22 protein-coding genes are annotated in these 24881 nt (G+C 63.9%); 18 read left to right on the top strand and 4 right to left on the bottom strand.

The window, feature by feature from the left end; translation table 11 throughout:
* Positions 1-68: 68 nt before the first annotated feature.
* The 5 genes from CWE01_RS08830 to CWE01_RS08810 all read left to right on the top strand — a co-directional run bounded on the left by CWE01_RS08830 (position 69) and on the right by CWE01_RS08810 (position 7077).
* A complete protein-coding gene (locus tag CWE01_RS08830) occupies positions 69-2030 on the top strand; it encodes an FAD-dependent oxidoreductase (protein ID WP_100940152.1) in 1962 nt (653 codons plus the stop codon).
* 113 nt (positions 2031-2143) lie between these two features.
* On the top strand, positions 2144-2740 hold the full coding sequence (locus CWE01_RS08825; protein ID WP_100940151.1) for a cupin domain-containing protein: 597 nt from the start codon (positions 2144-2146) through the stop codon (positions 2738-2740).
* Between the two features lie 94 nt (positions 2741-2834).
* Positions 2835-3935: a DNA alkylation repair protein gene (locus CWE01_RS08820; protein ID WP_100940150.1), complete on the top strand. Its 1101-nt coding sequence runs from the start codon at positions 2835-2837 to the stop codon at positions 3933-3935.
* A gap of 70 nt (positions 3936-4005) precedes the next feature.
* A complete protein-coding gene (locus CWE01_RS08815; RefSeq protein WP_100940149.1) occupies positions 4006-5388 on the top strand; it encodes a nucleobase:cation symporter-2 family protein in 1383 nt (460 codons plus the stop codon).
* Between the two features lie 336 nt (positions 5389-5724).
* Complete coding sequence (locus CWE01_RS08810; protein WP_100940148.1) at positions 5725-7077, top strand: OprD family outer membrane porin; 1353 nt, start codon at positions 5725-5727, stop codon at positions 7075-7077.
* 186 nt (positions 7078-7263) lie between these two features.
* Here CWE01_RS08810 and CWE01_RS08805 read toward each other — a convergent pair whose 3' ends face one another.
* Positions 7264-7479 (bottom strand): DUF2790 domain-containing protein, encoded by a 216-nt coding sequence (locus tag CWE01_RS08805; protein WP_100940147.1) that lies wholly within the window; start codon positions 7477-7479, stop codon positions 7264-7266.
* 979 nt (positions 7480-8458) lie between these two features.
* On the opposite strand from CWE01_RS08805, the gene gspE reads away from it, so the two are divergent.
* From gspE to CWE01_RS08740, 13 genes are all read left to right on the top strand, one after another.
* Positions 8459-10150 carry a type II secretion system ATPase GspE gene (gene gspE, locus CWE01_RS08800; RefSeq protein WP_256579336.1) on the top strand — a complete coding sequence of 564 codons (1692 nt, stop codon included), beginning with the start codon at positions 8459-8461 and terminating at the stop codon, positions 10148-10150.
* 2 nt (positions 10151-10152) lie between these two features.
* On the top strand, positions 10153-11361 hold the full coding sequence (gene gspF / locus CWE01_RS08795; protein ID WP_100940145.1) for a type II secretion system inner membrane protein GspF: 1209 nt from the start codon (positions 10153-10155) through the stop codon (positions 11359-11361).
* Between the two features lie 12 nt (positions 11362-11373).
* Positions 11374-11796, top strand: a complete 423-nt coding sequence (gene gspG / locus CWE01_RS08790) for a type II secretion system major pseudopilin GspG (RefSeq protein WP_100940144.1) — start codon at positions 11374-11376, stop codon at positions 11794-11796.
* Positions 11797-11798: 2 nt separating this feature from the next.
* Positions 11799-12254, top strand: coding sequence for a GspH/FimT family pseudopilin (locus tag CWE01_RS08785; protein WP_100940143.1), 456 nt, complete (start codon positions 11799-11801; stop codon positions 12252-12254).
* Positions 12251-12649 (top strand): type II secretion system protein, encoded by a 399-nt coding sequence (locus CWE01_RS08780; protein ID WP_100940142.1) that lies wholly within the window; start codon positions 12251-12253, stop codon positions 12647-12649. The genes CWE01_RS08785 and CWE01_RS08780 overlap by 4 nt, the downstream gene beginning before the upstream one ends.
* Positions 12646-13275: a prepilin-type N-terminal cleavage/methylation domain-containing protein gene (locus CWE01_RS08775; protein WP_100940141.1), complete on the top strand. Its 630-nt coding sequence runs from the start codon at positions 12646-12648 to the stop codon at positions 13273-13275. The genes CWE01_RS08780 and CWE01_RS08775 overlap by 4 nt, the downstream gene beginning before the upstream one ends.
* Complete coding sequence (locus CWE01_RS08770; protein WP_100940140.1) at positions 13272-13982, top strand: general secretion pathway protein GspK; 711 nt, start codon at positions 13272-13274, stop codon at positions 13980-13982. Before CWE01_RS08775 ends, CWE01_RS08770 begins: the two co-directional genes overlap by 4 nt.
* Positions 13979-15070 (top strand): PilN domain-containing protein, encoded by a 1092-nt coding sequence (locus CWE01_RS08765; RefSeq protein ID WP_100940139.1) that lies wholly within the window; start codon positions 13979-13981, stop codon positions 15068-15070. Before CWE01_RS08770 ends, CWE01_RS08765 begins: the two co-directional genes overlap by 4 nt.
* Positions 15045-15668: a type II secretion system protein GspM gene (gene gspM / locus CWE01_RS08760; protein ID WP_100940138.1), complete on the top strand. Its 624-nt coding sequence runs from the start codon at positions 15045-15047 to the stop codon at positions 15666-15668. The genes CWE01_RS08765 and gspM overlap by 26 nt, the downstream gene beginning before the upstream one ends.
* Complete coding sequence (locus CWE01_RS08755; RefSeq protein WP_100940137.1) at positions 15665-16156, top strand: general secretion pathway protein GspN; 492 nt, start codon at positions 15665-15667, stop codon at positions 16154-16156. Before gspM ends, CWE01_RS08755 begins: the two co-directional genes overlap by 4 nt.
* 58 nt (positions 16157-16214) lie before the next feature.
* The gene (gene gspD / locus CWE01_RS08750) at positions 16215-18482 is read left to right on the top strand and encodes a type II secretion system secretin GspD (protein ID WP_100940136.1); all 2268 of its coding nucleotides are present in this window, start codon (positions 16215-16217) and stop codon (positions 18480-18482) included.
* Between the two features lie 89 nt (positions 18483-18571).
* Positions 18572-20431, top strand: coding sequence for a DAHL domain-containing protein (locus tag CWE01_RS08745; RefSeq protein WP_100940135.1), 1860 nt, complete (start codon positions 18572-18574; stop codon positions 20429-20431).
* A 70-nt stretch (positions 20432-20501) separates the two neighbouring features.
* Entirely contained in the window at positions 20502-21080 is a 579-nt protein-coding gene (locus CWE01_RS08740) for a DUF4337 domain-containing protein (RefSeq protein ID WP_100940134.1), read from the top strand.
* Between the two features lie 69 nt (positions 21081-21149).
* On the opposite strand, the gene CWE01_RS08735 is transcribed toward CWE01_RS08740, so the two are convergent.
* From CWE01_RS08735 to CWE01_RS08725, 3 genes are all read right to left on the bottom strand, one after another.
* Complete coding sequence (locus CWE01_RS08735; protein WP_100940133.1) at positions 21150-21470, bottom strand: hypothetical protein; 321 nt, start codon at positions 21468-21470, stop codon at positions 21150-21152.
* Between the two features lie 225 nt (positions 21471-21695).
* A complete protein-coding gene (locus CWE01_RS08730; RefSeq protein ID WP_100940132.1) occupies positions 21696-23018 on the bottom strand; it encodes an AAA-associated domain-containing protein in 1323 nt (440 codons plus the stop codon).
* A gap of 14 nt (positions 23019-23032) precedes the next feature.
* Complete coding sequence (locus tag CWE01_RS08725; RefSeq protein ID WP_100940131.1) at positions 23033-24781, bottom strand: ABC transporter permease subunit; 1749 nt, start codon at positions 24779-24781, stop codon at positions 23033-23035.
* Between the last annotated feature and the right edge of the window lie 100 nt (positions 24782-24881).

Raw genomic sequence — 24881 nt, 5'->3', positions numbered from 1 at the left:
AGGTAAATTTTCATGGAGCAATAATAACAACTGCCCGTCCTAGATCCCGGGCCGCCTGGAGCCTTGCCATGTCGACGTCGCCGCACGCCTTTCGCCATCTGTTCGAACCCTTGCAGCTGCGTGGCAAGCGCTTGAAGAACCGCATCATGTCCAGCGGGCACGACACCTCCATGCCCACCGACAACCTGGTCAACGAGCAGTTGATCGCCTATCACCGGGCCCGCGCCGAGGGCGGTGTCGGCCTGATCGTGTTGCAGGTGGCGGGTGTTCACGACAGTGCGCGCTACACCTCCCATGTGCTGATGGCCACCGACGATGCCTGCATCGACGGCTATCGGCGGCTGGCCGAAACCTGTCATGCCCATGACACCCTGGTGCTGTCGCAGATCTTCCATCCGGGCCGGGAAATCATGGAGTCCAGCGACGGCCTGCTGGCGGTCGCCTACTCGGCGTCCTGCGTGCCCAACGAGCGCTTCCGGGTCATGCCGCGAGCCTTGGACCAGGCGATGATCGACGAGATCGTCAGAGGCTACGCGGCGGCAGCGCGGCGCTTGTACCAGGCCGGGATCGATGGCGTGGAAGTGGTCGCCAGCCACGGTTACCTGCCGGCGCAGTTCATCAACCCACGGGTCAATCGGCGCACCGATGGCTACAACGGCGAGCTGGAACAGCGCCTGCGTTTCCTTCGGGAAGTGATCGCCGCCGTGCGCGCGGCCACCGACGGGCAGTTCATCATCGGCCTGCGGATTTCCGCCGACGAGCGTGATGCCGAAGGTTTGACCGAGGACGAATCACTGGCCGCCGTGGTGCAACTGCAAGGCGAACTGGACTATGTGCATATCGTCGCCGGGACTTCGGCGTCCCTCGGTGGCGCGGTGCATATCGTCCCGCCGATGGCCATCGAAGCCGCCTACCTGGCGAAGGAAGCCGGCACGTTCAAGGCCAGTCTGTCGATTCCGCTGTTCGTCACCGGGCGGATCAACCAGCCCCAGGAGGCCGAGTTGATCCTCTCCCGTGGTCAGGCCGATGTCTGCGGCATGACCCGGGCGCTGATCTGCGACCCGCTGATGCCGAACAAGACCGACAGCGGCCACAGCGAGGATGTCCGCGCCTGCATCGCCTGCAACCAGGCCTGCATCGGACACTTCCACAAGGGCCTGCCGATCAGTTGCATCCAGCACCCGGAAACCGGGCGCGAGTTGCAGTACGGGCAGTTGATTGCCACGGCCAAGCGCAAGCGCGTGATGATTGCCGGTGGCGGCCCGGCCGGGATGAAAGCCGCGGCCGTGGCGGCGCAGCGTGGGCATGAGGTGACCTTGTATGAAGCCTCCTCGCAACTGGGGGGCCAGGTGTTGCTGGCGCAATTGCTGCCACGCCGTAGCGAATTCGGCGGCGCCAGCACCAACCTGCAACGGGAAATGGAACTGGCCGGCGTGCGGGTGGTGCGCAATACCCGGGTCGACCGGGCGCTGGTGGAGCGCGAGCAGCCGGACCTGGTGATCGTCGCCACCGGTGCCGAACCTTACTGGCCGGCTTTCGAGCGCGGTGGCGAATTGCAGGTGGTGGATGCCTGGCAGGTGCTGCGTGACGAAGTGCAGATCGGCCGTTCGGTGGTGGTGGTCGACTGGCGTTGCGACTGGATCGGGCCGGGGATTGCCGAGCGTCTGGTACGGGCCGGGCACCAGGTGCAACTGGCGGTCAACGGCACCCATTGCGGCGAGAGCCTGCCGCTGTATGTGCGCGATCAACTGGCCGGCGAGCTGCACCGCCTGGGCATTCCCATCACGCCGTATGCCCGGCTCTATGGCTGCGATGACAGCACCGTATACCTTCAACATACCGCCAGCGGCGAGCCGATGCTGTTCGAAGAGGTCGACACCCTGGTGCTGTGCCAGGGGCATCAACCGGTCGATACCTTGGGTGATGAATTGCAGGGTTTGGTGGAGTTCCGCCGGATCGGCGACTGCCTGGCGCCGCGCACGGTGGAAGAAGCGATCTACGAGGGGCTGAAAGTCGCCTGGGAGATCTGACCGCATGTGTAGGAGCGTTCAGCCTGGCACACCGTGATCCGAGGTTTCAGGGCTCCCCCGCAGCACCCGACAAGTGCCTTATACTGCGGCCCTTTCAAGGATTGGAGCAGGCCATGAGCAACGCCCCAACGCCCGCCGGTGACAGCGCCGCCGCGGGCCCGCAGTTTCTCGGTACGCGTATCCGCGGCCTGCGCAAACGGCGTGGCATGACCCTGACCGAACTGGCAACCCAGGCCGAACTCACCGCCGGCTATATCAGCCAGCTGGAACGCAACCTCGCCTATCCGTCGATCCCGGCCCTGTTCAATATCGCCCGTAGCCTCGGCGTGACCATCCAGTGGTTCTTCGCCAGCGAAGCCATCACCGCCCCCGAAGACAACGGCTACGTGGTGCGCAAGAACAGCCGCCTGAGCGTGCACTACGAAGACGGCATCGTCGACCAGTTGCTGACCCCGCAACCCAACCGCCAACTGGAAATGCTCCATTCGCGCTTCCCCCCCGGCACCTACAGCCAGCAAAGCTACAGCCATGAAGGCGAAGAAGCCGGCTACCTGCTGTCCGGGATCTTCGAGCTGTGGGTCGGCGATCGCCACTTCCAACTGGTCGAGGGCGACAGCTTCAGCTTCTCCAGCCAGGAACCGCACCGCTACGGCAACCCCGGCGACGTCGACGCAGTGGTCATCTGGGTCATCACTCCGCCAACGTTCTAGGCCCCGTACGACAAGCGCCTGCGCGACGCTTATGCTGCGTTAAAAACAGGCTCGGTGAGTTTTCCAGCAGCCCCAAACCCGACAAGGTCCCGCCATGAGCACCGAACAAGCCGCCCCGGCGCTGAAGGAAATCTTCAACAGCGAACGCCTGCTGCATATCGCCCACGAAATGCGCGCGGTGTACCCCGACTTCGACAGCGCCGGCTTTATCAGCCGCACCCACCAGGGCCTGGACGAGCTGTCGATCATGCAACGCCTGGCCCGGGTCAGCGAAAGCCTGCACGCGGTGCTGCCCCTGAGCTACAAGCAATCCCTCAAGCTGCTGCGCAAGCTCGCCCCGCGCCTGAACAGCGCCTTTGTCAGCATGTGCCTGCCGCATTACGTGGCGAGCTACGGTAGCGAAGACTTCGAACTGTCGATGGACGCGCTGAAGTACTTCACCGCCTTCGGCTCCTCGGAATTTGCCATACGGCATTTCCTGCTCAATGATTTCGAACGCACCCTGGCGGCGATGAAGACCTGGTCCCTGGACCCCGACGAACATGTCCGCCGCCTCGCCAGCGAAGGCTCGCGACCGCGTTTGCCGTGGTCCTTCCGGCTGGCCCGGATCCAGGCCGACCCGAACCTCGCCGCCGACATCCTCGACACCCTCAAGGCCGACGACAGCCTGTACGTGCGCAAATCGGTGGCCAACCACCTCAACGACATCACCAAGGAGCATCCAGACTGGGTGCTCGAATTGATCGAGGGCTGGTCGCTGGAAGACCCGCGCACCGCCTGGATCGCCCGTCACGCCCTGCGCAGCCTGATCAAACAGGGCAATCCGCGTGCCCTCACGCTGATGGGTGCCGGCGCCAAGGCCCAGGTCGATGTGCTGGACCTGAAGGTCGAACCCGCGGTGATCCACCTCGGCGACAGCGTCACCCTCTCCTTCACCCTGGCCTCTAGCGCAACCGCCAGCCAGAAGCTGGTGATCGACTACGCTATCGACTACGTGAAGGCCTCAGGCGCCACCTCGAGCAAGGTGTTCAAGCTCAAGACCCTGCACCTGGCCGCCGGCACCCGTGAAACCCTGAGCCGTCGCCAGCACATCCGCGAGCTGACCACCCGCAAGCACTACAGCGGTCATCACGCCGTGCATTTGCTGGTCAATGGCGAGCGCCTGGGCAGCAGCGGTTTCGATATTCTCGAATAAGCCCCACCGAAGCTGGGCGACCCGCGCCAGGCCCAGTAGAATCGCGACCTCATTTTTCCAGGGCCCCGCCATGACCGCTCACCAGACTCCGCCCGCCGCCGAGCCCCAGGCCAGCGAACTGATCCTCGGCCTCGAGGACCGTCCCCACCTGCTGATCGGCCTCCTCGCCGCGCTGCAGCACCTGTTGGCAATCATCGTCCCCATCGTCACCCCCGGCCTGCTGATCTGCCAGGCCCTGGGCGTGTCGGCGCGGGATACCAACCTGATCGTCTCGATGTCCCTGGTGATCTCCGGCATCGCCACCTTCGTCCAGTGCCGCCGCTTCGGTCCCTTCGGCGCCGGGCTGCTGATCGTCCAGGGCACCAGCTTCAACTTCGTCGGCCCGCTGATTGCCGGCGGCGCGCTGATGGTCAAGCAAGGCACGCCGGTGGAAGCGGTGATGGCGGCGATCTTCGGCGTGGTCATCGCCGGCTCCTTCGTCGAGATGGGCATCTCGCGGATCCTGCCCTTCGTCAAACGCATGATCACCCCGCTGGTGACCGGCATCGTCGTGCTGATGATCGGCCTGACCCTGATCAAGGTCGGCCTGATCAGCATGGGCGGCGGCTTCAGCGCCATGGCCAACGGCACCTTCGCCAACGGCGAAAACCTGCTGCTGTCCGGCGTGGTGCTGGCGATCATCGTGGTCCTCAACCGCATCCCGCTGGTGTGGATGCGCAGCTGCGCCATCGTCATCGCCCTGGCGGTCGGCTATGCCCTGGCCGGTTACCTGGGTCGGCTGAACTTCACCGGCATGCACGAGGCCGCGCTGTTCCAGATCCCCACGCCGCTGCACTTCGGCCTGGGCTTCTCCTGGGCGTTGTTCATTCCGATGCTGGTGATCTACCTGGTGACCTCCCTCGAAGCCATCGGTGACGTCACCGCCACCAGCAAGGTCTCGCGCCAACCGGTGGAAGGCCCGCTGTGGATGCAGAGGATCAAGGGCGGCGTACTGGTCAACGGCGCCAACTCGCTGCTGGCCGGGCTGTTCAACACCTTTCCCAGCTCGATCTTCGCCCAGAACAACGGGGTGATTCAGCTGACCGGCATTGCCAGCCGGCATATCGGCAAATGGATCGCCCTGATGCTGGTGCTGCTCGGCCTGTTCCCCTCGGTGGCCGGCGCGATCCAGGCGGTGCCCGAGCCGGTGCTCGGTGGCGCGGCGATGGTGATGTTCGGCGCGGTGGCAGCCTCGGGGATCAATATCCTCGCCAGCATCCACCTGGACCGCCGGGCGCTGCTGATCATCGCCGTATCCCTGGCCCTGGGCCTCGGGGTTTCCCAGGTGCCGGAGTTCCTCGCCCATATGCCGGCGGCGTTGCGTAACGTGCTGGAGTCCGGCGTGGCCACCGGCGGCATCTGTGCCCTGGTGCTGAACTGGTTCCTGCCGGAAACCCACAAGACAGGCGAGTGATTTCAGCGCGCGACACAGCCGTGGGCGGGAGACTTACCGCCCACTGTCCCCTGTGTAGGAACCGGCTTGCTGCGGGCGGCGTTCCGACGATAGCGACCGCAAAATTGGCGTAAAGCTCCCTGGCCTCATCGCCAGCAAGCCGGCTCCTACAGGGTCCGTGTTTCCCCCATGAAATCAGCGGTCTACAGCCTCGCAAAGGCTCTAGACCGGCCCTTCATGAATTTAATTTCATCCGCCAAAACCTGGGTTTGACTCGGAACTGTCACATGGCCACTCCTTAATTGTTTCAAGAGTTTGCTGCTCTTATTTCAATTCTGTGACTAGGATCCGAACCCAATGAACAAGCTGTTGAGCCCCTTAGTGGGCGCCGCCCTGGCGAGTGTCACGATCTACGCCCATGCGGACTTCATCGATGACAGTCACGCCGACGTGACTCTCCTTAACCGTTACCTGAACCAGGATGGTCAAGGCGTCAGTGGCAGCACGGCCAAGGCCAAGAGCTATCACGATTGGGGCCAGGGCTTCCAGTTCGACTTCAAGTCCGGCTACACCGAAGGCACCATCGGCCTGGGCCTGGACCTGCAAGCGTTCTATGGCCTGAAGCTCGATTCCGGCGGCGACCTGGACGACAAGACCCACCAGGGCCGCTACCCCGGCAGTATGTTCCCGCTGGACGACGGCAAGTCCGTCGACCAGTTCGGCGTGCTCAGCCCGACGTTCAAGGCGCGCTTCCTCAAGGATGAACTGCGCGTCGGTACCCTGTACCAGAACAACCCGATGCTGGCCAACACCGACGGCCGCCTGTACCGCCAGACCAACACCGGCGCGCAACTGGTGTCCAAGGACCTGGATAACTTCACCTTCACCGTCGGCGATATCACCCAGACCAAGATCCGCAACGAAACCGGCGACACCGGCATGATCACCGCCGGCGGCACCAAGAAAAGCGATCGGTTCCTCTACGGCGGTGCCGACTACTCCGGTATCCCGGGCACCACCCTGAGCGCCTGGTACTCGAACCTGTCGGACTACTACCAACAGGCCTTCCTCGGTGCCAAGCGTCATGACGCCCTGCCCGTCGGCGCCATCGACAGCGACTTCCGCGCCTACCGCAGCCTGGGCACCGGCGGCAACGCCGATGGCGACAGCCAGTACTCGGCCGCCGGTTACTACGGCAACGGCCTGACCAAGGGCCGGATCAACCAGTCGACCATCAGCCTGATGGAAAGCTACAGCCTGTCCGGCCACACCGTCGGCCTGGGCGTGCAGAAGAACAGCGGCAACAGCGACTTCCCGTACCTGGACTCCGGCCTGAACAGCGGTGCCGAACTCCAGGGCCCGGGCTCGGGCGCCGACACCCCGGCACTGACCAACATGCAATTGAACAAATTCCAGCACGCCGGTGAGCGCAGCTGGTTGGCCCAGTACAAATATGACTTCGCCCAGTTGGGTGTGGATGGCCTGGTGTTCGCCACCACCTACGTCCATGGCGACCAGATTCGTACGCCGGCCAACCCCGACGCCAACGAATGGGAACGCGATATCTCCCTGGCCTACAACGTCCCTACCGGTGAGCTGAAAGGCCTCGGCGTGCGCTGGCAGAATGCCCATGCCAGCCCGGACATCACCGGCCAGACGATCCAGGACGAAAACCGCTTCTACGTGAGTTATGTGATCCCGATCTGGTAAGAAACCGTGGGGCTTGGAAAACCCTGATGCCGTTCAATCAGGGCCGAACACGGTCCTTGCAGGAGCAGAGCTTGCTCGCGAAGAGGCCCTTGAGGCCGCCAATAGCTTCGCGGGCAAGCTTCGCTCCCACATCAGGTGATATGACGTTTTCAATAATCCAGACTGCTTAGCAACCGACTCAATCCATCAATCCCCGGAACAACCGCTGCCCCAGGTCTTGTACTTGTATTCCTTGATCTCCCCGGTCGGGGTCTTGTAGGTCATCTTCGCGTCGACAATGCCACAGGCATAAGGATCGGAGTCCACGCGGATAACTTGCGCAATGTCTTTTCTGTCCAGGGCAAAGGTTTGGGCACTGAAAAGAACGGCCGCAACGGCCAGGCACTTGGTATAGATATTCATGGGAATGACTCGATATGAGAAATAGGGAATAACCCGCCGCGCTGGGCAGACTGCACCTGCGCAGGCTCTCAATCGATCATTATCTCTGGATTAAGGAATTGGCAGAGCTTATTAACTAATAGTTTATAAACGCCCTGACACTTAGCCAATTGAATTCTATCCAGCATTCATCATCACCTCCGCCCACTGGAAAGATGACAAAATATTTATGAAACATGGCTTTCTCTAACGAACAGCGCTGATCTCACCGAGCAACGGCGGGCTGTACCACACTCCTTTCAGCAAAATCCAAATTTCTTCTTGATTCTGCCCTCAGCCGTATTCGGAGTGCAGCTGGCTGGGGCCGAAGGTGGGGTGTAATCGCCTATTTCTTCATTCCGCAGCGCTGAGTAATTTTCATCGGTAATAAGCTGTTTTTTAAAATGCTCCTCACCCCAACTCACTATTAAATACTGATGCCAGGTCATGCACGGGTTGAGAGTGCGCCAGAGAAGCAAACCCTCCGACAAAGCAGACCGCGACAAACAGTAAAAGTGGCACGAACACTTTTCTTCCACGCAGATCAGGCCCGGACACAACATCAGCCTTTAACATCATTTTATTGAATACTCCGGCCACATCCCTCTCCTCGAAAATCCACGCGCGCAACTTAAAACCTCTTTCATAAATCAGCCTGCCCCCAAACCCTCAGGCTGCCTACTGTCAGAAATGACAGTTCGTATAGCCGCTCGTCTGAAATGGCCATTCGTTCTTCATCTGACAGACCGACTTCGAAACGGTGGCACACCGCCGCGGGCATCAGCGAGACCACCGGCGAAATCGCCGATGCCGATAGGGAGGCCCTGTAGCTCAACAATGCCGGCTCCGACCCGACCAACGGTCAGCAGAACTGTCATTTCTGACAGTAGCCGCCCAGGCGCTTCGGGGTCAGGCTATTCCCAAAGGCATGGAGCCTGGAGAGAGCACCATGAACGCCCTGATGTCCCATGACCTGGGCAGGCTCGCCGTCGACTGGCTGGTCGACGCCGGCCGCCTGAAACCCGCCGATCTCGACCGGGCCCAGCAGCTGCAGGATGGCGGCGCGCGGCAGGACTCGACCGAGCTCCTGGCGCGCCTGGGCCTGGTCTCGGAACAGGACCTCGCCCAGGCCTGGTCGACCCTGCTCGGCGCGCCTCTGCTGACGCTGGCGAGTGCGCCCGATCTGCTGGAGAACCCGCCCGAACTGGCGCCACGCTTTCTCAAACAGCATTGCCTGGTGCCGCTGTCGGCGCCCGACAGCGAGTTGCACGTGCTGATCGCCAACCCGAACCAGCCCCATGCCCTGCACGCGCTGGAATACGCCTGCCAATGCCCGGTGCGCCTGTCCATCGGCCTGCGCAGCGATATCGAGCAACTGATCGAGCGCTACTACGGCCAGGGCCGCACGGCGATGGGCACGCTGATCGAGAACCTGGAAGACGACAGCGGCAACCAGAAGACCGATATCGAGCACCTCAAGGACCTCGCCTCGGAAGCGCCGGTGATTCGCCTGGTCAACCTGCTGCTGCAACGGGCGGTCGAGCAGCGCGCGTCGGATATTCATATCGAACCCTTCGAGAACCAGCTCAATGTCCGTTACCGGGTCGATGGCGTGCTGCACCTGGCCGAAGCCCCGCCCGTGAGTTCCTCGGCGGCGGTGATCTCGCGGATCAAGATCATGGCGCGCCTGGACATTGCCGAACGCCGCCTGCCCCAGGACGGCCGGATCATGCTGCGGGTGCAGGGCAAGGAACTGGACCTGCGGGTCTCCACCGTGCCCACCAGCTTCGGCGAGTCGGTGGTCATGCGTTTGCTCGACCGCCAGACCGTGTCCTTCGACTTCCCCAGCCTCGGCTTCGATGGCGCCCGCCTCGACGCCTTCCTCGACGTGCTCGAACGGCCCCACGGCATCCTGCTGGTCACTGGCCCCACCGGTTCGGGCAAGACCACCACGCTGTACACCGCCCTCGCCCGGCTGAATACCGCCGAACGCAAGATCATCACCGTCGAGGACCCGGTGGAATACCAGCTGGAGGGGATCAACCAGATCCAGGTCAAGCCGGCCATCGGCCTGGACTTCGCCGGGGTGCTGCGCTCCATCGTGCGCCAGGACCCGGACGTGATCATGATCGGCGAAATGCGCGACCTGGAAACCTGCCGGATCGCCATCCAGTCCTCGCTGACCGGTCACCTGGTGCTCTCGACCCTGCACACCAACAGCGCCGCCGCGAGCATCACCCGCCTGCTCGACATGGGGGTCGAAAGCTACCTGATCGCCTCGACGGTCAACGGCATTCTCGCCCAGCGCCTGGTGCGCCGGCTGGCCCCGGAATGGCGGGAAAGCTTCGAGGCGCCGGCGGAGCTGGTGGCCGAACACCAACTGCAACGCTTTACCGACGAACGCCCGATCCGCCTCTACCGCCCGCGACCGAATGCCCCCGGCAACGGTTATCGCGGGCGCAGCGCCCTCAGCGAACTGCTGGTGATGAACGAGACCCTGCGCTCGCTGCTGATGCGCCATGCCGATGCCGCGACGCTGGAGCAGGCCGCCCGGGCCAATGGCCTGCGCACCCTCTACGAAGACGGCTTGCGCCAGGCCCTGGCCGGGATCACCAGCCTGGAAGAGGTGCTGCGCGTCACGCGCGGCGATTGAGCATGGAACATTATCGTTATCGCGCCCTCGACCCCACTGGCAGCACTGTCAGCGGTGCCCTCGATGCCGAAGGTGAAGACGGCGCCGCCAGCCAGTTGCAGGAGCGCGGCCTGCTGGTATTGCAGCTCGAACCGGCAGCCGCCGGCAGCGCACCGGGCGGCAGCTGGTTCAACCGCCCGCCGCTGAATACCGACGCCCTGGAACGCTTCACCCAGCAACTCGCCACCTTGCTCGACGCCGGCCAACCCCTGGAGCGGGCCTTGAACACCCTGGTCCGCCAGCCGGGCAAACCCCAGGCCCATCGCCTGCTCGAACGCATCCGCGACCGGGTCAAGGGCGGTCAGCCGTTGTCGGCGGCGATGGCGCTGGAAGGCCCGCCGTTCACGCCGCTATACCTCAGCCTGGTGCGCGCCGGGGAAGCCGGCGGTGCGCTGGGCGAGACCCTCGGGCAATTGGCGGCCTACCTGGAGCGGGCACAGAAAGTCCGTGGCGAAGTGGTCAATGCGCTGATCTACCCGGCCTTCCTGCTGGTCGGCGTGCTCGGCTCGCTGGTCCTGCTGCTGGCCTATGTGGTGCCGCAATTCGTGCCGATCTTCAGCGGCCTCGGCGTGCCCGTGCCACTGATCACCGAAGCGATCCTCGGCCTCGGCCAGTTCCTCGGCCACTACATCCTCTACCTGCTCGCGGCCATGGCCGTGCTGGTCGGCTGGCTGGCCCGACGCCTGCGCACGCCGCAAGGCCGCCTGCAATGGGATCGCTTGATGTTGCGTGCCTGGGTGATCGGGCCGTTGCTGCTGCGCCTGGAAACCGCCCGCCTGGCCCATACCCTCGGCACTCTGCTGAGCCAGGGCGTGGCGTTGATCAGCGCCTTCGATATCGCCCGCCAGGTCTGCCGCAACCAGGTGGTCCGCGACGCAGTGGAACAGACCATCGTCCGGGTCAAGGACGGCAGCCGGCTGTCGGCGGCCATGGAAACCACCGCGACCTTCCCGGAACTGGCGCTGCAGATGATCCAGGTCGGCGAGGAATCCGGGCAACTTGACCGCCTGCTGCTCAAGGTCGCGAGCATTTTCGACGCCGAGGCCAAGCGCCATATCGATCGCCTGCTCGCCGCCCTGGTGCCGTCCCTGACCCTGGTGATGGCCGCCCTGGTCGGGCTGATCATGCTGGCCATCATGCTGCCGCTGATGAGCCTGACCAATAACCTCTGAAAGGAAGCCGCCATGACCGCCAGTCGCTCGCTGCGTTACCGCCACCAAGGTTTCACCCTGCTGGAAATGCTCGCGGTGATCGTCCTCCTCGGCGTGGTCGCGACCATTGTCGTGCGCCAGGTCGGGGCCAATGTCGACAAGGGCAAGTACGGTGCCGGCAAGGCGCAACTGGCCAGCCTGTCGATGAAGATCGAGGGTTACGCCCTGGATGTCGGCACCCCGCCCAGGGACCTTGTCGACCTGACCACCGCGCCCGCCAATGTGCACAACTGGAACGGGCCCTACGCCAAACCCAGCGACCTGCTGGACCCTTACGGCCATCCGTTCGGTTATCGCTATCCCGGTGCCCACGGGCCCTTCGACCTGGTTTTCTATGGCAAGGACGGGCAGCCCGGCGGCGACGGCTACAACACCGATGTCGGCAACTGGGAATAGCCATGGCCAAGCCACGCGGTGTCCGGGCCTTCACCCTGCTGGAAATGCTGGTGGTGATCCTGATCATCTCCGTCGGCGCCAGCCTGCTCGCCCACAGTGTCGCCGGCGGCCTGGAAAACGCCCGTGACCGCCAGGCCAAGCGCGAACTGAGCCTGGCGCTGCGCAACGTGCGCAGCCAGGCGGTGCTCAATGGTCAACCGGCCGCCCTGCACTTCGACCTGATCCGCAACAGCTATCGGGCCGCGGGCCAGGCCGAGCATCTGCTGCCCGCCGGCATGCACCTGCGCCTGACCACCGCTGCCGAGCTGTCGTCATCCCGCGACGGGGTGATCGAGTTCTACCCCGATGGCGGTTCCAGTGGCGGCAATGTCTATCTGGAACGCGGCCCGAGCCATTGGCGGGTGGATGTCGCCTGGCTGACCGGCAAGGTCAGTTGGCAGGACGGTGCCAGCCCATGAAAACACCCAGCCAAGGCGGTTTCACCCTCCTGGAAATGCTCGCGGCGGTGGTCTTGCTGAGCATCGGCTTCGCCGTCTACCTGAATGCCATGGGCTCCACGACCCGGGCCCTGCTGCGCGACGAACAGAGCACGCGCATGGCGCAACTGGCCAAGACCCTGTTCGACGACCAGAGCCGCAAACTGCTCAAGCCAGGACACTGGCAGGGCAACCTGGCCCGGGTGCAATGGCAACTGACCACCACCGCGCAGCCTGCTACCCCGCAACCTGGTACCCCGCCGGTGGACCTCTATCGCCTGGAACTGGTACTGGAACAGGGCAGCCGCCAGGAACGCTTCGTCACCTGGCGCGCCCAGGGCACCACGCCAGGAATCATGCCGGGAGCCACGCCATGAAATCGCAACCACGGGGGTTCACCTTGCTGGAGGTGCTGGTTGCCCTGAGCCTGCTCGGGCTGCTGATGGTGCTGATCGCCTCGGCCCTGGTCGCCAGCAACCACACCCAGGAGCTCGGCGAACGTTATTCCAATCGTCTGAACGAAGTCCGTTCGGCCCAGGACTTCCTCAGGAGCGCCGCGCAACAGGCCTATCCGATGGTGTTTCTACGGGACGCGCAGAACCTCGCCGAGGTGTTCGACGGCGAAGCACAACAGATGCGCTTCGTCGCCCCGCTGCCGGCGCGCCTGTCCGGTGGCCTGCAATTGCACGCGTTCTCCCTGGTGGACAACCGCCACGGTTCAAAGGACCTGCAAGTGGCGTTCTTCCAGTTCGACGCCCAGGGGCTGCATGCCTGGGGCGACCCGCAGATCCTGCTGCCCAACCTGGACAGCTGGCAGTTGAGCTACCGTGGCCTGGACCCACGTTCACAGCCCACCGGCTGGCTGCCACGCTGGCCCTGGCCGGAGCGCTTGCCCCTGGCGATACGCATCGAACTGCAGGCCAGCGGCCCCATCCCCTGGGCGCCGCTGGTGGTTGCCATCCGCTTGAGCACGGGCCTCGATGAAGCCCAGGTCTCGCGATGAACGGCCAACGCGGGGCCGCCCTGGTCCTGGCGCTCTGGGCCCTGGCGCTGCTGAGCCTGATGATGGCCGTGGTGGTCGGCACCGTGCGCCTGGAAAACCGCCAGAGCGCCTATGCGCTGCAACACGCCCGCGCCCTGCTCGCCGCCGAGTCCGGTCTGGCGCTGGTGGTGCAGAGCCTGGCGGCCAAGGTACCGGGGATGATCGCCGACGGGCGCGTCTATCACCTGACCCTCGAAGACGCGCAACTGACCGTCGAACTGCGCAGCGAACGCGGCAAGCTCGACCTCAATCAGGTCACCCCCGAAGCGTTCAACCAGGTGCTGGGGTATCTGGGCGCCAGCCCCGCCCAAGGCCGCAAACTGACCCAGGAGCTGCTGGCTCGCCGCACCGGCAACAACCCGCTACAGACCATCGAGCAGCTTCAGGGGTTCGCCGCCATGGACCGAACGCTCTATGGGCAACTGGCGCCGAACCTGACGATCTGGACCGGCCTGCCCCAGCCGGACCCGACCTATGCCACCGGCCCGCTACAGGCAGCGCTCAAGCTGCCGGCACCGCTGGTCGAAAGCCCGGCCGGCCCGATCTACAGCGCACAGATCCAGGCGGTGCTGGTGGCGCCTTTTACCGCCGACCTGAACGTGACCTTCCTCCTCAACCCACAAGCCGAGGGCACGCAACTCTATCGCGTGCTGCGGTGGCAGGAATGAAGGCACTTCAAAGCCCGTGGCTCGCGCCACTGCAAACCACCACAGCCCGGTTCGCGCAACACTGGCGGGCCTCCCGGTTGCCCGTGTTCCTGCACTGGTGGCGCCGGGAACTGATTGCCTGCCTGCCCCGGCGCTGGCGCGAGCGCCTGGAATCGTCGAACCAGGAGCACCTGCTGCACTGGCACGAAGGCGCCCTGCGTCACCCCGCCGAATACGCCGACTCGACGGCAACAGCCCCAGCCCGACGCCAGGTCCTGCTGATGCCCTGCGAACAGGTCCTGCTCAGCCGCGTGCAACTGCCCCTCGCCGCCTCGGCTCAGGCCCACGCGGCACTGGTCTTCGAGATGGACAAGTACACGCCGTTCAAGGCCGCCCAGGTCTATTTCGATACGCTGCGCGACCCGCGCGAAGACCGCACCCGGCCGGTGTTCGAACTGACCCTGGTGGTCGCCCTGCGTGAACGCATCGACGCGATCCTCGATGAAGCCGCGCGCAGCGGCCTGCGCATCGATGCCATTGACGCGCTGGACCGCGATGGCGCGCGCCTGCACGTCAACCTGCTGCCGACCCAGCGCCGCCCCCAGGAGCTGCATCCGGCCCGGCGGCTACGGCGCCGACTGATCTGGCTCGCTGCGAGCCTGCTGCTGGCCGCCATGCTGATGTGGGTGCATAACCGCCAGTTGGCCCTGGACGCCATGAACGCCGAGGTCGCCGCACTGCGCAACGACACCCAGCAGATCCAGGGGCTGCGCCAACAGCTCAACGAGCGGCTCGACACCGGGCGCTACGTGCAAACGCAAAAGACCCTGGCGCTGTCCAGGACCGCCCTGCTGCGGGAACTGACCGCCTGCATCCCCGTCGACACCTGGCTGGAACAGTTGGATATCGATGCCCAGGGCACCCTCACCCTCAGCGCGCAAAGCAGCCAGGCCGGTGACCTGATCGGCAAAATGAAAACCTGCACGGACCTGCGCAACCTGCAGTTCCAAGGGGTGATTCAAGCCGACGCCAGCACCGGCCAGGACCGACTCAACCTGACCGCCCACCTGGGGGAGGAGCGCCATGCCCCTACGCCTGACACGCCGTGACCAACGCGGGGCGGCCTTGCTACTGGCCGCGCTGGGGCTGATCGCCGCCTACTTCATCGGCATCCATTGGTGGTTCACCTCGCCCTTGCAGTCGATCAGCGAGGACATGGACACCCTCCGCGCCCAGCGCCAACGCTACCAGGCGCTGGAGCTCCAGCGTCCGATCCTCGAAGCGCAACTGGCGCAAGCGCGCAACGCGCCGAGCAGCAATGACAGCCTGCTGCCGGACACCGATGCTGGCGCCGCCACCGCCCAACTGATGCAACTGGTGGCGGCCAAACTCCAAACCCTGGCGCCCGAGGGCGGCGGCTGCACCATCACCAATCGCATGCCGATCCCGGTCGTCAACAGCGCGCCGTACCGCCAGGTCAAGATCAGCATCAACCTCGACTGCGCCATCGAGCCCCTGGCGAACCTGCTCTATGAACTGGAAAACCAGCCGGTGGCGCTGTTTGTCGAAGCCTTGAGTATTCGCCGCAACCCCATGCCGGCCCCCGACGCCAATCACCGCCTGGCGGTGCAACTGCAAATCGGCGCCTACCTGAACAACCCGCCGGAGAAGAATCCCCCCGTCAGGAAAGGGGAGCCCGCCACATGAAAACCCCGGGCAGACCAACGTTCTGGCTGGGCGTCTGCGTGGTGTCGCTGGCGGCCCTCTGTCTCGCCCTGTTCGAGGGCCTGGGCGCGGGCATCGAGTGGTACCCCGAGTTGGCCCATACCCCGCCGACCTCGCCTGCCACGCCGGCCGCGGTCGAAGCCACGCCGGCGCTGGCGGCCTATGCCGAGATCTGGGGGCGCTCGCTGTTCAATCGCGACCGCAAGCCCGACCCGGTGGCCGGAAACGAACGCGACACGCAATCGCTGGCCGGTTTTTCGCTGAATGGCATCGCCGTCTCGCCGGCCTTGCGCAAGGCGCTGTTCAAGACCAAAGAGGGCAAGAGCCTGAGTGTCGCGGAAGGCGAAACCTTGCCCAATGGCTGGCGGATCGAACGGATCACCGCGCAAACCGTGTCCCTGAGCTTCAAGTCCACCCAGCAGGAACTGAGCCTCCCCGTTTTGAAATTGCCGGCCAGCGCCGTGCATTGAGACCGCCTCGGTGCCCCGCACCGCAGGTGCCGTAAGGGCCGTACAAGGATGAATCACTGTGATCGAACGTGCCGTCTACCCCTGCCTCCTCAGTTTCATCCTGCTCTCGGGCTGCATTGCGCCGGTGAACAATGACGATCTGCATGACGACCAACTGCTCCGTGACGGCCTGTCCGGCACCGGCCCGGATCGCCTGCCCCTGGCGACAAGCGTAGCGCAGGCCGGCATGGCTGCCGCGCCCGTGGCGACGCCGACCTCGGGGTCACAGATCATCCGCGGCAGCCAGAGCCTGGTGGCACGCGGCGGCACCGCGCCCAAGCCGCCGACGGCGTCCCAGGGCAATGACGGCACGATGTTCAATTTTGCCGGCGTGCCGATCCAGGCGGTGGTCAATACCATCCTCGGCGATGTGCTCAAGGAGAACTACAGCATCGGCCAGGGCGTGACCGGCGAGGTGACCTTCTCGACCTCAAGGCCGGTGGACAAGGCCCAGGCGTTTTCCATTCTCGAAACCCTGCTGTCCTGGACCAACAATGCAATCATCCGCCAGGGCGAACGCTACCTGATCCTCCCGGCCAACCAGGCGGTCGCCGGCCAGCTCACGCCCCGGCAGTCGATCCCGGAACCGGGCAGCGGCCTGACCGCGCGCTTTTTCGTGCTGGAGTACATCTCGCCGCTGGAGATGCAGAAGCTGCTCAAGCCATTTGCCCGGGAGAGTGCCTTCCTCGCCGTCGACACCTCGCGCAATGTACTGGTGATGGCCGGAACGCCGGACGAACTGAACAACTACCAGCAGACCATCAACACCTTCGACGTCAACTGGCTCAAGGGCATGTCCATCGGAGTGTTCGGCCTCAAGCGCGCCAATGTCAGCCAATTGATGCCCGAGCTTGAGCGCCTGTTCGGCCCCCAGAGCGGCACGCCGCTGGCCGGCATGCTGCGCTTCCTGCCCATCGAGCGGACCAACGCGATTGTCGCTATTTCGCCGCAGCCGGAATACCTGAACGATGTCCGTCGCTGGATCGACACCATCGACCAGGGCGGTGGCGACGAGCCGCAGATGTATGTGTATGACGTGCGCAACATGAAGGCCACCGACCTGGCCCGCTACCTGCGCCAGATCTACAGCGATGAAGCAGTCACCGAAGAAGGCGCGGCCCAGGTCGCGCCGGGGCTGCGCACCGTGACCCTGACCAGCAACGGTTTCGGCACTGGCCTGGGCAGCACCCCCGGCAGCAGCCCGGGTTTACCCGGCAGCCCCAGCGGCCAGGGCCTGCCACCGCCCGTCAGCAGCACGGCGGGTACCCCACAGGAAAAGGCCGACGACTTGCAGCTCGGCCCGCCCGGCCAGGCGAATGCCGCGCGCGCCCCGGTCAATGCCAACAACCCGACCAACTCGGTGCGCATCACCGCGCAGAAAAGCAGCAACCAACTGCTGGTGCGCAGCCGGCCGACCCAATGGGCCGAGATCCAGTCGGCGATCCAGCGGCTCGACAACCCGCCCCGGCAGGTGCAGATCGAAACGCGGATTCTCGAAGTCGGCCTGACCGGCTCGCTGAACCTCGGCGTGCAGTGGTACCTCGGGCGCCTGGTCGGCCACTCGACGACCGCCGGCATCGCCAACGCCTCCGGCAACCAGGGCGCCCTGGGCCAGGGTGGCGCGGGCCTCGGCGCCACGGACTCGTTGTTCTACTCGTTTGTCAGCAACAACCTGCAAGTGGCCCTGCACGCGCTGGAAACCAACGGCAATACCCGGGTGCTGTCGGCGCCCTCGCTGGTGGTGATGAACAACGAACAGGCGCAGATCCAGGTCGGCGACAACATTCCGATCAACCAGACCACCATCAACACCAGTACCACCACCATCAGCACCAGCTCGGTGCAGTACATCCAGACCGGGGTGATCCTCGATGTCATCCCACGGATCAACCCGGGCGGCCTGGTGTACATGGAGATCCAGCAACAGGTCAGCGATGCCAGCACCACCGTCGATGCCAACGGCAACCCGACCATCTCGACCCGCGCGGTCTCGACCCAGGTGGCGGTGCAAAGCGGGCAGACCATCCTCCTCGGCGGCCTGATCAAGCAGAACGAAAGCGCCACCGACAACAGCGTGCCGTACCTGGGCAAGATCCCGGGACTGCAGTGGTTGTTCGGCAATACCCAGCGCCAGCACGGCCGCTCGGAACTGATCGTGCTGATCACCCCGCGGGTGATCACCGGCAACAGCGAGGCCCGGCAGGTCACCGACGAGTACCGCCAGCAGTTGCAGTTGATGAAACCCCTGGACGCCCGCCCCGGGATCGGCGCCCATGCAAAGAAATGACACTTTTCCAGCACCTGGAGACCCAGCGGCACTACACTTTGCGACAAGAGCCCGAAGCCGCCACGTCAACCGGACACAGGAAGTACGCAATGATGCGATGGAGCCGATACAGAAGTGCGGCGCTGGTCACCCTGTTTGCCATTCTGGTCAGTCTCCTGGCGTTCCTGCTGATCAAGGCCTTTTCCCGGGAAACTTCCACCTATTTCGAGTCCCGCGACCTGCTCCGCCAGCTCAAGCAGCTGGATGCCAGGCTCGACGCGAAGATTCTCAAGACCCGGATCAGCGACGAATACAATTACAACCTGCTGGCCATCCCCATCGCCGACTCCAGCCGCCGCTGGGACCAACTGGTCGCGCAGAACAGTAGCCTGGAGAGCTCCAGCATCTGGCAGGCGCGCAAGCAGGCCTACCTGGACGCCACGGCGGAAAAGAACAAGCTGATCGAGCAGTTCCAGGCCCACAACACCGCCTTGCGCGATGACCTGGAAACCCTGTCGGCGATCGAAGACACCGTCCAGACCGACCTCGAACCCTTCAGCGCCGAGCACCCGGTGGAAACCCTGAGCGTGCTCTACAGCGCCTCGAAGCTGACCTTGAGCGCACTGGAATACGCGCAACACGTGTCCAATGGCAAAGCCGACAAGATCGAGCGACAGATCCAGCACCTGGCGGCGCAAAAGACCAGCCTGCCGGCGGCTCTGGGCCCTTCCATCGACAAACTGATCGACCAGGCCAATGTGGTAGTCCGCGAACAACCCCAGGTCAATGACCTGCTCGACCGCATCGGCTTTATCCCGGTCGCCGCCAGCCTCGACGGCATCAACGAACTGTTGAATGAAATCCAGCGCCGCGCCGAGCTCCAGGACCGCCAGTACCTGATCTATCTCAGTGTCTGTGCGGCCCTGATGGCCGTGCTGGTGTTCTACCTGATCCTTCGCCAGCTGCGCAGCTATGCGCTGATAAACCAGATGAACAGCGCCTTGCAGCTGTCCAACGACCGCCTCGAACAGCGCGTCGAAGAACGTACCCGCGAGCTCAAGGAAGCCCAGAGCGAGCTGATGGACACCGCGCGTACGGCCGGCATGGCGGAAATCGCGACCAATGTCCTGCATAACGTCGGCAACGTGCTCAACAGTGTGAACATCTCCGCCGACCTGGTGACCCGCAAGATCCGCTCCAGCAAGGCCCAGGGGCTGACCAAGGCGGTGCAGTTGATGAACGAGCACGCCGCGGACCTGGGGGACTTTGTCAGCCATGACGAAAAAGGCAAGCTGCTGCCCGCCTACCTCAACCAGCTGGCCGCGGCCGTCGCCACCGAGCAGACGGAGATCATCCAGGAACTGGCGCAACTGAGTAAAAGCGTCGACCACATCAAGGAAATCGTCGCCACCCAGCAATCCTATGCCGGCGCGGCCAAGCTGCTGGAAGCGGTGAACATCACCGACCTGTTCGAAGATGCCCTGCGCATGAACTCGGGGGCCCTGAACCGGCACAAGGTCACGGTGCTCAAGGACTACCAGCCGGTTCCGACCTTCCTCGGCGACAAGCACCGGCTGCTGCTGATCCTGATCAACCTGATCAGCAACGCCAAGTACGCGGTGTCCGACCTGACCAACCGCGAACGGGACATCACCCTGAGCGTGCGGGTGGTCGACGGCAAGACCCTGCGCATCAGCGTCAAGGATGAGGGCGAAGGCATTCCGCAGGAAAACCTCGCGCGGATCTTCACCCATGGTTTCACCACCCGCAAGGACGGCCACGGTTTCGGCCTGCACAGCTGCGCCCTGGCAGCGATCGAGATGGACGGCCGCCTCTACGTGCAAAGTGACGGACCGGGCAAAGGCGCGCTGTTCACCCTGGAGATCCCCCTGCAAACCCTCCACATGCAAGACGAGCAGCCGTCGACAAATGCCTCCCACACCTCGGCCTATTCGAATATTCATCAATGAGAGAGAGCCTTCCGCCAGCACTCGCTTTACACTTTGCCCCCGCCCTTTTTCACCCAAAGATCCGTCCCTGATGACCGAAAACTTCGAAGTCCCAAGCCCTCACGAAAAACACGTCGAACACACCACCGAACACGCCCATGCCCGCGGTGACGGCTTTGCCAGCCGGATCGCGGTGATGACCGCGATCATGGCCACCATTGGCGCCATGCTCAGCTACCAGGCGGGCTCCACGGAAAGCGAAGCGGCGATGGACAAGAACAACGCCGCGATCCTCAAGACCGAAGCCGCCAACCAGTGGAACTACTACCAGGCCAAGTCCAGCCGGCAGAACCTCTCGGAGATGGCCAGCCATATCCCCGGCCTGGACGCTGCGCATTACACCGCCGAGGTCGAGCGCTACAAGAAGGAAAAGGAAGTCGTGCGGCAGAAAGCCGAAGGCCTGGAAGCCAAGAGTCGCGAGTGGGATGACAAATCCGAGGAGGTCCTGCACCAGCACCATCGCTGGGCCCAGGCGATGACGGCGATCCAGATTGCCATTTCGCTGGCGGCGATCACCCTGCTGACCCGCAAGGAATGGCTCAAGCGCATGGCCTACACCGCGGCGGGTGTCAGCGTGGTGCTCGGCGGCCTGGCCGCGGCGCATATCTGAAACGGTAGAGCCTGGCGTCAGTCAACCCGGTACAGGCCGGGCTGACTGATGGAACCGTGTGACCGCGGCTTACGCCTTGGTATTGATGGTTTCGCCGATCGGCTGGCCGCTGCCGTTGGAAACGGCTTTCGGCGTGTCAGTGACCGTGGTGTTGTGATGTTGGTGCTTTTGCACCAGTTTCTGCGCTACGCGGTCGCCATGGCTGGCTTCCTGGGCGGTTTCTGCCGCGGTTTCAGTCGCTTCCTTCATGGCCGTGGCGAGCGCGGTGGGAGCTGGGGTGGCGGTAGTGGCGGTGGTGGAAGTTTTCTGCGCGGGTGTCGGGGTCGCCTGGGACTGACCGGCAATACGCACAGAGACTGGATTTGCAGCCGGAATTGCGCCGATGGACATCGGACTCTCCTTAAGTTGGGATCAGAAAACGTGCGCCGGTCATGACTTCAACCGGCGCACGGTTCACTACGACTTGGCGTCTCGACCCTTGAAACTGGCCCGCCTCCGGAACAACCGGAGGCGAGGGAGACATTGATCCTCGGCATGTACCCGATCCGTTACGATCAGGTGAAAACTTCGTATATCCCGGATCTGCGAGGGGTTCGCAGTCAGGTACAGGCGGTGTCAGATCTCGCCTTCCACGTCTTCCAGGCTGAAGGTTTCGGTGGTGTCGTTGTAGGAGAAGATCTCGGCGTAACGGCCCCAACTGATCACGCTTTCCAGGGTCTGCTCGACGAAGTCTTCGCTGAGGGAGTCTTCCAGTTCCTGTTCGAAACGCACCCGTGGCGCCCAGTGCCCGTTACGTTCCTGCAACACCTGGCGAATACGCGCCGCCAGGGGCACGGTGCGCAGCAGGTGCTCGGCAAACATCACCTTGCGTTCCTGGGTGCCGTCCTCGGCAAAGCGCTTGCCCGAGTCGGTGAGCTTGATATCGGCCCCGCGCAGTTCGGCAAAGCCCAGGTGCTCGAGCATCTCGGCCACCGGAAACAGGTCATCGACCTCCAGCAGCAGTCGCTCGGCGACGTTCGGCAGACCGGCATGGCCATGATACGGCTCGGCCGCCAGGGCTTCGATCAGACCGGCCATCAGGTTGGTCGGCACTTCCGGCAGGCGGCTGCCCAGTTGCAGCTCGGCCTTGCCGGTGCGTTCGTCGGCACTGCGACGGTTGGTCATCAGCGCGTAGATATCGTCGACCATCTTGCGGAAGATCGGGTCCAGGCGGTTGCGCGGGTGGGCGAACGGCACCTTGATCTGCGCCACGACGCGCCCCGGGTTGGACGACAGCACCAGGATGCGGTCGCACATCAACACCGCTTCCTCGATGTTGTGGGTCACGATCAGGATCGACTTGATCGGCAACTGGCCGCCGCTCCACAACTCCAGCAGGTCGGTCCGCAGGTTTTCCGCGGTGAGCACGTCGAGGGCGGAAAATGGTTCGTCCATCAGCAGCAGGGTCGGGTTGACCACCAGGCCGCGGGCAAAACCCACGCGCTGGCGCATGCCACCGGACAGCTCGCGCGGATAGGCGTTCTCGAAACCGTCGAGGCCGATCAGGTCGATGGCCGCCAGGGCCCGCTTGCGCGATTCCTTGGGCTCGACCTGCAAGGCCTGCAAGCCGGCCTCAACGTTTTCCAGCACGGTCAGCCAGGGAAACAGGGCGAAGGTCTGGAACACCATCGCCACACCCTTGGCCGGGCCGTCCAGGGCTTCGCCGTTGTAGAGCACTTCGCCGGAAGTCGGCTGGATCAGGCCGGCAATGATCCGCAGCAAGGTCGACTTGCCGGAGCCCGAGCGCCCCAGCAGCCCGACGACTTCGCCTTCGTGCAGGTGCAGATCGACTTCGCTGAGGACCTGACGCTCATCCTTGCCGTTGCCAAAGCCCTTGCTCACATTGGTGAGCGAGTAGATTTCGCGGGCGCTGCTGGTGTATTCGATATGACTGTTCATAAGAGCGGCTCGGATTAATTCAGACGAAGTTTGTTTTCGGCGATGGCGTACATCGGCCGCCAGAGCAGACGGTTGAAGGCCACCACAAAGACCGACATGACCACGACGCCCAGGGTGATTTTCGGAAAGTCGCCGGCGGCCGTGGTCTGGGCGATATAAGCCCCCAGGCCATGGGCCACGACCTTGTCCTGGCCCCAGGAAACGAACTCGGAAACGATACTGGCGTTCCACGCACCACCGGAGGCGGTGATCGCACCGGTCACGTAATACGGGAAGATCCCCGGCAACATGACCTTGCGCCACCACTGCCAGCCACGGATATGGAAGTTCGCCGCGGCTTCACGGAAGTCGTTGGGGAAGGCGCTGGCGCCGGCAATCACGTTGAACAGGATGTACCACTGGGTACCGAGCACGATCAGCGGGCTCAGCCAGATATCCGGGTTCAGGTTGTAGTGCAGGATCACGATGACGAACACCGGGAACAGCAGGTTCGCCGGGAACGCCGCGAGGAACTGCGCCAAGGGCTGGATCTTCTCGGCCAGGTGCGGACGCAGGCCGATCATCACCCCCAGGGGCACCCAGATCACCGAAGCCACGGCGATCAGCAAGGTCACCCGGACCAGGGTGATTGCCCCCAGGCCGACGACTTCGCCGACATCGGCGAGGGTCACTTCACTGCCGACATAAATAGCGATGTGGTACAGCGCATAGGCCGCGAGCAAGGTGATGAAGACACCCCAGACCCAGTCGATCATCCGCGACGTCGAGGGGCTGGGCGCACTGGCCCGGGACTTGAGCCGGGGCAAGGGCAGGCTCAGGCGCATATGGCCGACGCGGGTGAAGAAACGTGAAATCGGCCGGATCAGACGCTGGATAATCCGGGTCCGCTGGATCAGGTTGAGCACCCAGGATTCCGGCGCACCGCCCTGGGCCGCGGTGTCTTCCATGCGGAACTTGTCCGCCCAGGCCACCAGCGGACGGAACAGGAACTGGTCGTAGACCAGGATCACCACCACCATCGCCAGGATCACATACCCCACGGCGGTGAGGTCGCGCTGTTCGATGGCGGTGGCCAGGTAGGAACCGATCCCCGGCAGGGTGATGGTCTTGTCGCCCACGGTAATGGCTTCCGAGGCCACCACGAAGAACCAGCCGCCGGACATGCTCATCATCATGTTCCAGATCAGACCGGGCATGGCGAACGGCACGTCAAGCTTCCAGAACTTCTGCCAGCCGGACAGGTGCAGGCTCTCGGAAACCTCCGTCAGGTCCCGCGGCAGCATGCGCAGCGACTGGTAGAAGCTGAACGTCATGTTCCAGGCCTGACTGGTGAAGATCGCAAAGATCGCCGCGCACTCGGCGCCCAGCACCCGCCCCGGAAACAACAGGAGGAAAAAGGTCACGGTGAACGAGATATAACCCAGCACCGGCACCGACTGGAGGATATCCAGCACCGGCACCAGCAGTTTCTCGGCGCGTTTGCTCTTGGCCGCCAGGGTCCCGTAGAGAAAAGTGAAGATCAACGCCGCGACCATCGCCGCGAGCATGCGCAGGGTGGTGCGTATGGCATATTCCGGCAGGTTGCCCGGATCGAGGGAGATCACCTGGGTCTGCAAGGTCGAGATCGGTGCCCAGGTTTCCCGCGCGCCGATCGAGAAAAACAGCAGGAAACCCACCACCAGCGGCAGCGCGATCAGGTCCCAGCGATTGGGCAGCAAGCGCCGGGTACTGGCCGGGATGTAATGGCGTAATACTTTATTCATCGTCAATGATTCCAGCAGCGTTCTGAAATACAGGCCCACGAACTCCAGGGTACAAACGCATAAAGCGCTGCGGTGCCGGCAGTCTAAGCACAGCACATTC

The organism is Pseudomonas sp. QS1027 (assembly GCF_002814235.1).
Lineage (GTDB): Bacteria > Pseudomonadota > Gammaproteobacteria > Pseudomonadales > Pseudomonadaceae > Aquipseudomonas.
Note: the sequence above shows the minus strand (reverse complement) of the source record. Positions and strands in the feature narration are given on the sequence as shown.